This window comes from Pseudomonas sp. LJDD11 (assembly GCF_024584215.1).
Classification (GTDB): Bacteria; Pseudomonadota; Gammaproteobacteria; order Pseudomonadales; family Pseudomonadaceae; genus Aquipseudomonas.
The window spans coordinates 131979-143928 of the sequence record NZ_JANJFL010000008.1 but is presented as its reverse complement, the minus strand read 5'-3'; the positions used below and the strand labels follow the sequence as shown (position 1 = coordinate 143928).

15 protein-coding genes are annotated in these 11950 nt (G+C 60.0%); 5 read left to right on the top strand and 10 right to left on the bottom strand.

The annotated features are described in order from the left end of the window. Window positions 1-57: 57 nt before the first annotated feature. The 10 genes from hisC to NRB16_RS12170 all read right to left on the bottom strand — a co-directional run bounded on the left by hisC (window position 58) and on the right by NRB16_RS12170 (window position 8054). Window positions 58-1110 (bottom strand): histidinol-phosphate transaminase, encoded by a 1053-nt coding sequence (hisC, locus tag NRB16_RS12215; protein WP_045487924.1) that lies wholly within the window; start codon window positions 1108-1110, stop codon window positions 58-60. A 2-nt stretch (window positions 1111-1112) separates the two neighbouring features. Continuing rightward, window positions 1113-2459: a histidinol dehydrogenase gene (hisD, locus tag NRB16_RS12210; protein ID WP_045487921.1), complete on the bottom strand. Its 1347-nt coding sequence runs from the start codon at window positions 2457-2459 to the stop codon at window positions 1113-1115. 124 nt (window positions 2460-2583) lie between these two features. Further along, window positions 2584-3219, bottom strand: a complete 636-nt coding sequence (gene hisG, locus NRB16_RS12205) for an ATP phosphoribosyltransferase (protein ID WP_045487919.1) — start codon at window positions 3217-3219, stop codon at window positions 2584-2586. A 151-nt stretch (window positions 3220-3370) separates the two neighbouring features. After that, complete coding sequence (gene murA / locus NRB16_RS12200; RefSeq protein WP_045487918.1) at window positions 3371-4636, bottom strand: UDP-N-acetylglucosamine 1-carboxyvinyltransferase; 1266 nt, start codon at window positions 4634-4636, stop codon at window positions 3371-3373. A 22-nt stretch (window positions 4637-4658) separates the two neighbouring features. Beyond that, a complete protein-coding gene (locus NRB16_RS12195) occupies window positions 4659-4898 on the bottom strand; it encodes a BolA family protein (RefSeq protein WP_045487916.1) in 240 nt (79 codons plus the stop codon). Between the two features lie 106 nt (window positions 4899-5004). Continuing rightward, a complete protein-coding gene (locus tag NRB16_RS12190; RefSeq protein ID WP_045487915.1) occupies window positions 5005-5319 on the bottom strand; it encodes a lipid asymmetry maintenance protein MlaB in 315 nt (104 codons plus the stop codon). Continuing rightward, a complete protein-coding gene (locus NRB16_RS12185) occupies window positions 5316-5969 on the bottom strand; it encodes a phospholipid-binding protein MlaC (protein WP_253116312.1) in 654 nt (217 codons plus the stop codon). Before NRB16_RS12185 ends, NRB16_RS12190 begins: the two co-directional genes overlap by 4 nt. A gap of 11 nt (window positions 5970-5980) precedes the next feature. Beyond that, a complete protein-coding gene (mlaD, locus tag NRB16_RS12180) occupies window positions 5981-6448 on the bottom strand; it encodes an outer membrane lipid asymmetry maintenance protein MlaD (RefSeq protein WP_045487911.1) in 468 nt (155 codons plus the stop codon). Then, window positions 6448-7245, bottom strand: coding sequence for a lipid asymmetry maintenance ABC transporter permease subunit MlaE (gene mlaE / locus NRB16_RS12175; RefSeq protein WP_045487908.1), 798 nt, complete (start codon window positions 7243-7245; stop codon window positions 6448-6450). Before mlaE ends, mlaD begins: the two co-directional genes overlap by 1 nt. Further along, the gene (locus tag NRB16_RS12170; protein ID WP_045487906.1) at window positions 7245-8054 is read right to left on the bottom strand and encodes an ATP-binding cassette domain-containing protein; all 810 of its coding nucleotides are present in this window, start codon (window positions 8052-8054) and stop codon (window positions 7245-7247) included. Before NRB16_RS12170 ends, mlaE begins: the two co-directional genes overlap by 1 nt. Window positions 8055-8335: 281 nt before the next feature. Here NRB16_RS12170 and NRB16_RS12165 point away from each other — a divergent pair, with 281 nt between their 5' ends. Genes NRB16_RS12165 through lptB form a run of 5 tightly spaced genes read left to right on the top strand, consistent with a single transcriptional unit; the run spans window position 8336 to window position 11689 of the window. Further along, window positions 8336-9310, top strand: a complete 975-nt coding sequence (locus tag NRB16_RS12165) for a KpsF/GutQ family sugar-phosphate isomerase (RefSeq protein ID WP_045487904.1) — start codon at window positions 8336-8338, stop codon at window positions 9308-9310. Between the two features lie 14 nt (window positions 9311-9324). After that, window positions 9325-9849 (top strand): HAD family hydrolase, encoded by a 525-nt coding sequence (locus NRB16_RS12160; protein ID WP_257106228.1) that lies wholly within the window; start codon window positions 9325-9327, stop codon window positions 9847-9849. 9 nt (window positions 9850-9858) lie between these two features. After that, complete coding sequence (lptC, locus tag NRB16_RS12155) at window positions 9859-10431, top strand: LPS export ABC transporter periplasmic protein LptC (RefSeq protein ID WP_045487900.1); 573 nt, start codon at window positions 9859-9861, stop codon at window positions 10429-10431. Then, window positions 10418-10963 (top strand): lipopolysaccharide transport periplasmic protein LptA, encoded by a 546-nt coding sequence (lptA, locus tag NRB16_RS12150; RefSeq protein WP_045487898.1) that lies wholly within the window; start codon window positions 10418-10420, stop codon window positions 10961-10963. The genes lptC and lptA overlap by 14 nt, the downstream gene beginning before the upstream one ends. Then, window positions 10964-11689 (top strand): LPS export ABC transporter ATP-binding protein, encoded by a 726-nt coding sequence (gene lptB / locus NRB16_RS12145; protein WP_045487896.1) that lies wholly within the window; start codon window positions 10964-10966, stop codon window positions 11687-11689. It begins immediately after the preceding gene. Window positions 11690-11950 lie beyond the last annotated feature (261 nt).

Below are 11950 nucleotides of genomic sequence, written 5' to 3'. Positions count from 1 at the left end.
CACCCGTGCTCGCCCTTGCCCCGCACCTTGTTCCCCCCGCCCATAGCCCGATGACACTCAGATATCGCTCAGCGCATCCAGCAACGCCTGGTTCTGCTCTGGCGTGCCAATGGTAATGCGCAGGAACTGGGCAATCCGCTCCTGCTTGAAGTGCCGCACGATAACCCCTTGCTCACGCACTTTCGCCGCCAGGCCTGCGGCATCATGCTGCGGGTGACGGGCGAAGATGAAGTTGGCTGCCGAAGGCAGAACTTCAAAGCCCTTGCCCTGCAACTGCTCGACCAAGGCTTCGCGACTGGCAATCACCGCGTTGCGGGTGGTATTGAAATGCGCCTGATCTTCGAACGCCGCAGTGGCGCCCACGATCGCCAGACGATCCAGCGGGTAGGAGTTGAAGCTGTTCTTGACCCGCTCCAATGCTTCGATCAGATCAGGATGGCCGACCGCCAGGCCGACCCGCAGTCCGGCAAGCGAACGTGACTTGGACAGGGTCTGGGTCACCAGCAGGTTCGGGTAGCGGTCCACCAGGCTGATGGCGGTCTCGCCACCAAAGTCGATGTAGGCTTCGTCCACGACCACAACTGAATCCGGGCTGGCCTTGAGGATTTGCTCAATGGCTTCCAGGGCCAGCAGGCAGCCGGTAGGCGCATTCGGGTTGGGGAAGATGATCCCGCCGTTGGGCCGCGCATAATCGTGCACACGAATCTGGAACTGCTCGTCCAGCGCTACGGTTTCATGGGCAATCCCATACAGGCCGCAGTAAACCGGATAGAAGCTGTAGCTGATGTCCGGGAACAGCAGCGGTTGGTCGTGCTGAAACAGGCCATAGAAAATATGCGCCAGCACTTCGTCGGAGCCGTTACCCAGGAACACCTGATTGGGCTGCACCTTGTAGTAAGCCGCCACTGCTTGCTTGAGCAGGTCGCTGTTAGGGTCCGGATACAGACGCAGGCCATCGCCGAGTTCGGCGCGCATGGCTTCGAGCGCCTTTGGCGACGGGCCGTAAGGGTTTTCGTTGGTGTTGAGCTTGACCAGCTTGCTCAGCTTGGGCTGCTCGCCCGGCACATAAGGCACCAGGCTCTTGACGAAAGGACTCCAGAATTTGCTCATGTTTACTCGCCTTGCTCGCTAAGCCCGGGCTTGAAGCCGGTATCGGTAATACGGTATTCGGCGCTGCGCGCATGACCACTGAGCGATTCGCCACGGGCCAGCACCGAAGCGGTCTTGCCCAGCTCCGAGGCGCCCTGCGGCGAACAGAAGATGATCGACGAACGCTTCTGGAAGTCATAAACCCCCAGCGGCGACGAGAAACGGGCGGTGCCGGAAGTCGGCAACACATGGTTAGGGCCGGCACAGTAGTCACCCAGTGCTTCGCTGGTGTGACGACCCATGAAGATCGCACCGGCGTGGCGGATCTGCGGCAACCAGGCCTGCGGGTCTTCAACCGACAACTCAAGGTGCTCCGGGGCGATGCGGTTGGCCACGTCGATGGCTTGTTGCATATCGGCAACCTTGATCAGCGCACCACGGCCATTGATCGAGGTTTCGATAATGGTGGCACGATCCATGGTCGGCAGCAGCTTCTCGATACTGGCCGCCACTTTGTCGAGGAATTCAGCGTCCGGGCTGACCAGGATGGCCTGGGCGTCTTCGTCGTGCTCAGCTTGCGAGAACAGGTCCATGGCGATCCAGTCCGGATCGGTCTGACCGTCGCAGACCACCAGAATCTCGGAGGGGCCGGCAATCATGTCGATGCCGACCTGACCAAATACATGGCGCTTGGCAGTGGCCACATAAATATTGCCGGGGCCGACGATCTTGTCGACTGGCGGTACACTTTCAGTGCCATAGGCCAGCGCCGCCACAGCCTGGGCGCCGCCGATGGTGAACACCCGATCCACACCGGCGATACAGGCAGCCGCCAGCACCAGCTCGTTGATCTCGCCACGCGGGGTCGGCACGACCATGACCACCTCAGCCACTCCGGCCACTTTGGCCGGGATCGCGTTCATCAGGACCGATGAGGGGTAGGACGCCTTGCCGCCTGGCACATACAAACCGGCACGATCCAGCGGCGTGACCTTCTGGCCCAGCACCGTGCCGTCGGCTTCGGTGTAGCTCCAGGAGTCCTGCTTCTGCTTTTCGTGATAGCTACGCACCCGCTCGGCAGCCACTTCCAGCGCCTGGCGCTGAGCAGGCGTGATACGGGTCAGGGCCAGTTCCAGACGCTCGCGGGGCAGAATCAGGTCGGCCATTGAGCCGGCTTGCAGGGCATCGAAGCGCTGCGTGAACTCGACCAGCGCGGCGTCACCACGCTCACGCACGGCCTTGATGATATCCAGCACGCGCTGATTGACCGATTCGTCAGACACGCTTTCCCAGCTCAGCAGATGATCCAGATGTCGGGCGAAATCCGCATCGGCAGCATCGAGTCGGCGTATTGCAGTGGACGTGGTCATAGCGAGGGTCTCTGTTATTGGCGGATGCTCAGGAGCCATAAGCTACCAAGCTATCCGCGCTGGCACCTGAGAAATCTGGCTATGACACGGATAGCTGGACGCGATGCAATATCGCGTGATCAGGTCAGCCGTGGTGTCGCGACTCGACAGCCTTGCGCAGGGTGTCGATCAACGACTGGATGCGGGCGTGTTGCATCTTCATCGACGCTTTGTTGACTACCAGACGCGAGCTGATGGTCGCGATCATTTCCTGAGGCTCAAGACCGTTGGCACGCAGGGTGTTGCCCGTGTCGACAACGTCGATGATCTTGTCGGCCAGGCCGATCAGCGGAGCCAGCTCCATGGAGCCATACAGCTTGATGATGTCGACCTGACGCCCCTGTTCGGCGTAGTAGCGCTTGGCGACGTTGACGAACTTGGTCGCCACCCGCAGCCGCCCCTTGGGCTCTGGAGCACCTACCGCGCCAGCGGTCATCAGCTTGCAACGGGCAATGTTCAGGTCCAGGGGCTCGTACAGACCCTGGCCGCCGTATTCCATCAACACATCCTTGCCGGCGACGCCCAGGTCTGCCGCGCCATGCTCGACATAGGTCGGCACATCGGTGGCACGCACGATCAGCAGACGAACATCGTCCTGGGTCGTGGGAATGATGAGCTTGCGGCTCTTGTCCGGATTCTCGGTCGGCACAATGCCCGCCTCAGCGAGAAGCGGCAGGGTGTCGTCAAGGATACGGCCCTTGGACAGTGCGATGGTCAGCATGGGAAAACTCGGGTCCTTATCAGGAAGCTCATGCCCTGGCGGCAAGCCCCAGAGCTTACCCGATACACGCCGTCAGTGCGCAACCGGGTAATGGAAATCTCGCAGTCGTCAAACCACGGCCCCGATGGTTGAGACATCGGGGCCGTGCAGGTCAGCCCGGTACGCGACGAATTTTCGCGCCCAGCAACTGCAGCTTCTCTTCGATGCACTCGTAACCACGGTCGATGTGGTAGATACGGTCGATCAGCGTGTCACCTTCGGCAACCAGCGCCGAGATCACCAGGCTGGCCGAAGCACGCAGGTCGGTGGCCATGACCGGAGCGCCCTTGAGCACTTCGGTGCCGGTGACGATCGCGGTGTTGCCTTCGACCTGGATCTGCGCGCCCATGCGGTGCATTTCGTAAACGTGCATGAAGCGGTTTTCGAAGATCGTCTCGATCACTGCGCCAGTGCCTTCGGCAACGGCATTGAGGGAGATGAACTGGGCCTGCATGTCGGTCGGAAACGCCGGATACGGCGCGGTACGTACATTGACCGCTTTAGGACGGCGACCATGCATGTTCAGCTCGATCCAGTCGTCACCCGTGGTCACTTCGGCGCCCGCTTCCTGCAGCTTGAGCAGTACCGCTTCGAGAATGGTCGGATCAGTGTCCTTGACCTTGACCCGGCCACCGGTGATTGCCGCAGCCACCAGGTACGTACCGGTCTCGATACGGTCCGGCATCACCTTGTAGGTGGCCGAATGCAGACGTTCGACACCGTCAATGGTGATGGTGTCGGTACCGGCACCTTGAATGTTGGCACCCATGGCGATCAGGAAGTTCGCCAGGTCGACGACTTCAGGTTCACGGGCTGCGTTCTGCAGCACTGTGCGGCCCTTGGCCAGACTGGCGGCCATCATGATGTTCTCGGTACCGGTCACACTGACGGTATCGAAGAAGAAATGTGCGCCACGCAGGCCGCCTTCCGGGGCGCGAGCCTTGATGTAACCGCCTTCGACGTCAATGATCGCGCCCATGGCTTCCAGGCCGCGGATATGCAGGTCAACCGGACGCGAACCAATGGCGCAGCCGCCCGGCAAGGCCACTTCAGCTTCACCGAAGCGGGCGACCATCGGGCCGAGCACCAGAATCGAGGCGCGCATGGTCTTGACCAGCTCATACGGCGCGACCAGGGTCTTGATGGTGCGCGGGTCGATCTCGACGCTGAGCTTCTCGTCGATCACCGGCTCAATACCCATGCGACCGAACAGCTCGATCATGGTGGTGATGTCGTGCAGATGCGGCAGGTTCTGGACCGTAACAGGCCCATCGGCGAGCAGGGTTGCAGAAAGAATCGGCAACGCCGAGTTCTTGGCCCCGGAAATACGAATTTCGCCGTCCAGACGGACGCCGCCGGTAATAATCAATTTATCCATTGCAATCTCGACACCGGTAGGGTCAGGCGCGCTCGGCCCAGGCCGCGCTGCTGAAAAATTTCATCGTAACCGCATGGATGCTGCCATCAGCGATCCAGGGATTGAGATGGGAGTAGATCTGTTGCTGACGCTTGACAGGACTCAGGGCAGCCAACTCATCACTGATGACATTGAGCTGGAAGTTGCAGCCTTCGCCTTCGACTTCCACTTTGATTCCGGGCAATTTTGCTTCAAGGAAGCTTTTTACTTCGACAGCCTGCATGCTTAACCTCGATCGGCGCTCTGTGCGCGCGGGTCGGCCATGATACAAAAAAGCCCCTGCTATGCGAACCCCGCCCGGGGTTTACGCAGACAGGGGGCTGTAAAGGTCATGCGGGAGAATGATTGTCAAACAGCGCACTGGCGCCCGATACCTCGGCGATCTTGCGCATGTCCGCCGGCATGGAGTGAACGCTGACCGATTTGCCTGCACTTTGCGCATCACGCATGAAACCCAACAGCAGCGCCAGGCCGACGCTGCTGGAGTGGCTGACACCTGAACAATCAATGACCAGTGTCGGCAGGCTGCTGGAACGAATTAGCGCCGCGCCCTGCTTGCGCAACTGCGGACCGGTGCTGTAGTCGAGCACACCGACCAGACGCAGCTCGCCGGCGCCGACAAGACGCACCGCCGACTCGGTCATTGCGCCGCCTTCTGCGAAGCTTCGTCGGTGACTTCCTTGGCCTTGGCCACTTCACCGGCCCAGCCATCGATAGTCTTGTCCAGATTATTGCCATTGCGCTGCATGGCATCGGCGAACTGGTCACGGAACAGCTTGCCGATGTTGATGCCGTTGATGATCACGTTGCGCACTTTCCATTCACCATTGATCTTCTCAAGGGTGTAGGAAACCGGATAGACCGCGCCGTTGTTGCCCTTGACCTGCATATCGACGCTGGTGCGCTCGCCACTCTCATCCTTGGCCGGCGCTACGGTGATGCCCTGGTTGTTGTACTCCAGCAATGCGTTGCCATAGAACTGCATCAGGCTGCGCTTGAAGTTCTCCTGGAAGCGTTGCATCTGCGCAGGCGTGGCCTGGCGCGAATACTTGACGGTCATGATGCTGCGTGAAATGCCATCGGCATCCACCACCGGCCCGACAATGCGGTTGAGCGCATCATAGAAAGCACTGGGGTTGGCCTTGTACTGCTCCTTGTTGGCCGACAGGTCGCCCAGCAACTGATCCGTAGTGCCTTTGATCAGGTCGTGGGCAGAGGGCGCAGCCGCTGCATTGGCCAGCATCGGCAATGCTGCCAACAGGACCAGCAGACCGCGACGCAAAATAGAGATCATGGAAAAGCTCCTCATTTGGCTTCTTTACTCACGGTGTTGAGCAGAAATTTACCGATCAGGTCTTCGAGCACCAACGACGACTGGGTGTCGTGGATCGTACCGCCATCCTTGAGCAGGGCCTCGTCCCCTCCCACACTCAGACCGATGTATTTCTCACCCAACAGGCCCGCAGTCAGAATCGATGCCGTGGAATCGGTCGGCAGGTTATCCACCGACTTCTGGATTTCCAGCGTCACGCGCCCGGTGAAGGTATCGCGATCCAGATCGATCGCCGTCACCCGGCCCACCGTGACACCGGCCATGCTTACCTTGGCTCTGACAGTCAAACCGGCAATATTGTCGAAGTAAGCGTAAAGTTTATAGGTGTCGCTGGTCGCACTGGCGCTCAGACCACTGACCCGCAGGGCCAGCAGGAGCAAGGCCAGGATGCCGGCCAGGAGGAACAGTCCGACACCGGTTTCGATGGCGCGGTTTTGCATCAGAAATCTCCAAACATCAAGGCGGTCAGAATAAAGTCCAGGCCCAGCACCGCCAGTGAGGCGTAGACCACGGTACGGGTCGTGGCACGACTGATCCCTTCGGAAGTAGGATCGCAATCGTAACCCTGAAAAACCGCGATCCATGTCACTACCAAGGCAAATACGACGCTTTTGATCAGGCCATTGAGCACATCGTCAGTGAAAGAAACACTGTTCTGCATATTGGACCAGAAAGAACCTTCATAGACTCCCAGCCAGTCGATGGCGACCCAGGAGCCGCCCCAGATACCCACCACACTGAAGATCATGGTCAGCACCGGCAATGAAATAAAGCCGGCCCACAGTCGCGGGGCAACGATGTACTTGAGCGGGTCGACACCGATCATTTCCAGGCTCGACAGTTGCTCGGTGGATTTCATATTGCCGATCTCGGCAGTCAGCGCCGAGCCGGCCCGACCGGCAAACAGCAGCGCCGCCACGACCGGCGCCAGCTCACGCAACAGGGTAAGGGCAACCATTTGCCCGACCGCCTGTTCGGAACCGTACTTGGTCAGGATGCTGAAGCCTTGCAGCGCCAGCACCATACCGATGAACGCGCCCGAGACGACGATGATGACCAGCGACATCACCCCGACCGAGTACAGTTGCTTGACCAGCAATTGAAAACCGCCGCCGATACCGCCGCGCCCCAGCAAGGCATTGAACAGAAAGATGCCGGAACGCCCCAGCACGGTGATGACGTCGATGGCTGCGCGCCCAAGCAGGCGCACACGCTCGATGATTGATTTGTTGCGCATCAGCGCGTCCCCAAAAGATCGTCGCGAAAATCCGCTGCCGGATAATGAAAAGGCACAGGACCGTCCGGCTCGCCCGTCATGAATTGACGGATGCGCGGGTTGTCCGACGCCAGCAGCTCCTGCGGCGTACCTTGCCCCAGCACCTGGCCGTCACCCACTACATAGATGTAGTCGGCGATACTGGCGGTTTCGGTCAGATCATGGGAAACCACGATACTGGTGATGCCCAACGCATCGTTGAGCAGGCGAATCAGGCGAACCAGAACCCCCATGGCGATGGGATCCTGACCGACGAACGGTTCGTCATACATGAGAATCTGCGGATCGAGGGCAATCGCCCGGGCCAGCGCGACCCGACGCTTCATGCCGCCGGACAGCTCATCGGGCATCAGCTCGACAGCGCCGCGCAGCCCCACCGCCTGCAGTTTGAGCAGTACGATGTCGCGAATCATGTCGTCTGGCAGCTCGGTGTGGACACGCAGAGGAAACGCGACGTTCTCGAACACATCAAGGTCGGTAAACAGCGCGCCACTCTGGAACAGCACCCCCATGCGCTTGCGCGCATCGAACAGATCGCCGCGCGACAGCTGCGGCAGGTTCTGGCCGTTGACCCACACTTCGCCTGCGTCAGGGCGCAACTGCGCGCCCATCAGGCGCAGCAAGGTGGTTTTGCCACAACCGGAAGGCCCCATGATGCCGGTGACCTTGCCTTTGGGAATACGAATATCAACATTGTTGAAAATGCTGCGGGCACCGCGCTTGAAGGTGACACCCTTCAATTCGACCGCGTACGCGTCATCGGCACTCATCTGAACTCCTTGCAATACGGCCACACCTGCCGAGCCTGCTCCGCGCCGGGAGCGTCGATACTGGCGGGCCGGACAAGCCGCGAACTATACCACCGCTGCTGCGTGCCACCCAAGTACGGAACCGACGTCCACCGCCTGTACTCACATGCCGTTACAACACTTAAGACACTGAGTCGCTTGAGCCGACTCATCGTTAAAGAATGACTGCGACGATCAGAGCGTGAGCCGGATCGACAATACCGCTATAATCGCCGCCTTTTCCCAGGCTGACCGATCCAGACATGAGCCAATCCAGCGACCTTATCCAATCCGCACAGCGCACCATCCGTCTCGAAATAGACGCGATCGACAGTCTCCTGGGACACATCGACGCCGATTTCGTGCGCGCCTGCGAGCTGATTCTGGCCAGCAAGGGCCGGGTTGTGGTGGTCGGCATGGGCAAGTCCGGACACATTGGCAACAAGATCGCGGCGACCCTGGCCAGCACCGGCACCCCGGCGTTTTTCGTCCACCCGGCCGAAGCCAGCCACGGCGACATGGGCATGATCACTCGTGACGATATCATTCTCGCCCTGTCCAACTCTGGAACGACTCACGAGATCGTGACCCTGCTGCCGCTGATCAAGCGCCTGGGCATCACTATGATCAGCCTGACTGGCAACCCTGAGTCGACGCTGGCGAAGACCGCCGACGTCAATCTCAATGCGCATGTCGCCCAAGAGGCCTGCCCGCTCAACCTGGCGCCGACCTCCTCGACCACGGCGGCACTGGTGATGGGCGATGCGCTGGCCGTTGCACTGCTGGAGGCCCGTGGCTTTACCGCCGAAGACTTCGCCTTTTCGCATCCGGGCGGTGCGCTGGGGCGGCGCCTGCTGCTCAAGGTCGAACACGTGATGCACAGCGGCGACACCCTGCCCAAAGTGGCGCGCGGCACCTCGTTGCGCGATGCCCTGCTGGAGATGACCCGCAAAGGCCTGGGCATGACCGCGATCGTCGAAGCCGATGGCAAACTGGCCGGGATTTTCACCGACGGTGACCTGCGCCGCACCCTGGATCGTGCCACCGACATTCGCGAGGCGATCATCGACGAGGTCATGACCGTACACGGCAAGACCGTACGCGGCGAAATGCTCGCCGCAGAAGCGCTGAAGATCATGGAAGACCACAAGATCAACGCACTGATCGTGGTCGATGGGCAAGACCACCCGGTGGGTGCCTTCAACCTGCAGGACCTGGTCCGTGCGGGGGTGATGTAATGGAGAACAACGCAATGACCGAGCAACTGCTGCAGCGTGGCAAAGGCATCAAGTTAGCCATTTTCGATGTGGACGGTGTCCTCACTGACGGGCGCCTCTACTTCCTGGAAGACGGCAGCGAATTCAAGACCTTCAACACCCTCGACGGCCAGGGCATCAAGATGCTCATCGCCTCAGGCGTTACAACGGCTATCATTAGCGGGCGCAAGACCCCGGTGGTCGAGCGCAGGGCAAAGAGTCTGGGCATTGCCCACCTGTATCAGGGCCGCGAAGACAAACTGGTGGTGCTTGATCAACTGCTCGCTGAACTGAACCTGAGTTACGAACAGGTCGCCTATCTGGGTGATGATCTTCCAGACTTGCCGGTGATTCGCCGCGTAGGGCTGGGTATGGCTGTGGCCAATGCCGCCACTTTCGTGCGTCAGCACGCCCATGGCGTGACCCGAGCACGCGGTGGCGAAGGCGCAGCCCGCGAGTTCTGCGAGCTTATTCTTGAAGCGCAGAACAACCTTGAAGCGGCCCATGCCGCCTATCTGTAGACACCACTTATGCTCAGCAAGAAGATTCGTACTTTCCTGATCCTTGGCGTGCTGGCGTTGCTGCTGGCCGCCGTCGGCTACTGGAACGTCAGTCCGGAAAGCTTCATGGACCAGCCGGCCGTGAAGGCCGACGAGACTGCCATCGACTACTACGCGATCAATGCGCGCAGCGTACAGTACCTGCCCGACGGCAAGGTGCAGTACGAGATGACCGCCGACAAGGTCGAGCACGTCAAGGCCAGCGATGTCACCCTGCTGACCCGCCCGGACCTGAACATGTACCGTGGCACGGCCTTTCCATGGCACGTGCAGAGCGCCCGCGGCGAAGTATCGCCCGGTGGCGAGCAGGTCGAACTGATCGACAACGTTCGCGTTGCACGCACCGATGAAAAGCAGCGCGCGACCATCATTACCAGCAGTCGAATGACTGTATTCCCACAGAAGCAATATGCGCAGACCGAGCAAGCCGTTAGAATCGACGCCGGCGGCGGTGTCAGCACGGCTGTAGGGATGAAAGCATATTTGAAAGACGGCAGGATGGACCTGCTGTCCAAAGTAAGAGGACAGTATGAGGCTCGTTAAAACCCTTCCTTTCTTGCTCGGCCTGAGCGCAGCACTGGGAAGCGCGAGCGCCTGGTCCCTGCCAACTGACCGTGATCAGCCGATCCACATTCAGTCCGATGACGCGCAGCTGGACGACAAAAAAGGCATCGCCACCTACAAGGGCAATGTCATCATCACCCAGGGCTCGATGAAGATCACCGGCAACACCGTGACCATCACCCGTAACGCCCAGGGTGAAGTCGACGTGTTCACCTCGGTCGGCAACCTGGCCTACTACGAGCAGAAGCCTTCGGTGGACAAACCCATCGTCCAGGCCTATGCAGTGACCATCCAGTACTACGCAGCACAGGATCGCATCGTGCTGATCGACAAGGCCAAGGTCATCAACGACGGCAACACGTCAGAAGGCGAGAAGATCGTCTATGACACCGTGCGCCAGGTGGTCAGTGCCGGCCGCGCTACCGGCAGCCAGGTCACTGCGCCACGTCCGCGCATCGACATGGTCATCCAGCCGAAAAAGAAACCCGAACAGCAGCAGAAGGCCCAGTAAATGGCGACGCTTAAAGCCCAGCATCTGGCCAAGAGCTACAAGAGCCGCCAGGTCGTACGCGATGTCAGCCTGTCCATTGACAGCGGACAGATCGTCGGCCTGCTGGGCCCTAACGGCGCCGGCAAGACCACCTGCTTCTACATGATCGTCGGCCTGGTCCAGGCCGATCAGGGGCGAGTGCTGATCGATGACCTCGATGTCAGCCACCAACCCATGCATGGTCGCGCACGCGCCGGCATCGGTTATCTGCCACAGGAAGCCTCGATCTTCCGCAAGCTGACCGTGGCCGACAACATCATGGCGATCCTGGAAACCCGCAAGGAACTGGACGCCGCCGCACGCCGCGCCGAACTGGAAAGCCTGCTGCAGGAATTCCATATCACCCATATCCGCGATAGCCTCGGCATGAGCCTCTCCGGCGGCGAGCGTCGCCGCGTAGAGATCGCCCGCGCGCTGGCCACGGCCCCCAAGTTCATCCTGCTCGACGAGCCTTTCGCCGGGGTAGACCCGATTTCCGTGGGTGATATCAAGCAGATCATTCACCACCTCAAGGCCAAGGGCATCGGCGTACTGATCACCGATCACAACGTGCGCGAGACCCTGGACATCTGCGAGACCGCCTACATCGTCAACGACGGCCAGTTGATTGCCGAAGGCGATGCAGAAACCATCCTGGCCAACCAGCTGGTGAAAGAGGTGTACTTGGGCCACGAGTTCCGTTTGTAGACCTCCCTTGGTTACACACTGGCTGTTGACAACAGATTATTTGTCCTGATGCTCTAGGCAAGTCTTTAGAATTCAGGCATATAACTTGCTTAATAAAGGCGGCATCGATCAGAGGCCGTGAGAAAGCGTAGCGAGCGCAGCCAAGGCAAGACGAAAGCACTCGAAAGTCACGGTTTTTCCCAAGCCAATCAGCTACGGGTAAATGCGTGTTTTCGAGCCCGCTCTCCAGGTCCGATGACTGCATCCGAGGCTAGCAACCTG

Coding starts and splice junctions, on each gene's coding strand:
- hisC (WP_045487924.1), bottom strand. CDS start 1,110: ATGAGCAAATTCTGGAGTCCTTTCGTCAAGAGCCTGGTGCCTTATGTG.
- hisD (WP_045487921.1), bottom strand. CDS start 2,459: ATGACCACGTCCACTGCAATACGCCGACTCGATGCTGCCGATGCGGAT.
- hisG (WP_045487919.1), bottom strand. CDS start 3,219: ATGCTGACCATCGCACTGTCCAAGGGCCGTATCCTTGACGACACCCTG.
- murA (WP_045487918.1), bottom strand. CDS start 4,636: ATGGATAAATTGATTATTACCGGCGGCGTCCGTCTGGACGGCGAAATT.
- NRB16_RS12195 (WP_045487916.1), bottom strand. CDS start 4,898: ATGCAGGCTGTCGAAGTAAAAAGCTTCCTTGAAGCAAAATTGCCCGGA.
- NRB16_RS12190 (WP_045487915.1), bottom strand. CDS start 5,319: ATGACCGAGTCGGCGGTGCGTCTTGTCGGCGCCGGCGAGCTGCGTCTG.
- NRB16_RS12185 (WP_253116312.1), bottom strand. CDS start 5,969: ATGATCTCTATTTTGCGTCGCGGTCTGCTGGTCCTGTTGGCAGCATTG.
- mlaD (WP_045487911.1), bottom strand. CDS start 6,448: ATGCAAAACCGCGCCATCGAAACCGGTGTCGGACTGTTCCTCCTGGCC.
- mlaE (WP_045487908.1), bottom strand. CDS start 7,245: ATGCGCAACAAATCAATCATCGAGCGTGTGCGCCTGCTTGGGCGCGCA.
- NRB16_RS12170 (WP_045487906.1), bottom strand. CDS start 8,054: ATGAGTGCCGATGACGCGTACGCGGTCGAATTGAAGGGTGTCACCTTC.
- NRB16_RS12165 (WP_045487904.1), top strand. CDS start 8,336: ATGAGCCAATCCAGCGACCTTATCCAATCCGCACAGCGCACCATCCGT.
- NRB16_RS12160 (WP_257106228.1), top strand. CDS start 9,325: ATGACCGAGCAACTGCTGCAGCGTGGCAAAGGCATCAAGTTAGCCATT.
- lptC (WP_045487900.1), top strand. CDS start 9,859: ATGCTCAGCAAGAAGATTCGTACTTTCCTGATCCTTGGCGTGCTGGCG.
- lptA (WP_045487898.1), top strand. CDS start 10,418: ATGAGGCTCGTTAAAACCCTTCCTTTCTTGCTCGGCCTGAGCGCAGCA.
- lptB (WP_045487896.1), top strand. CDS start 10,964: ATGGCGACGCTTAAAGCCCAGCATCTGGCCAAGAGCTACAAGAGCCGC.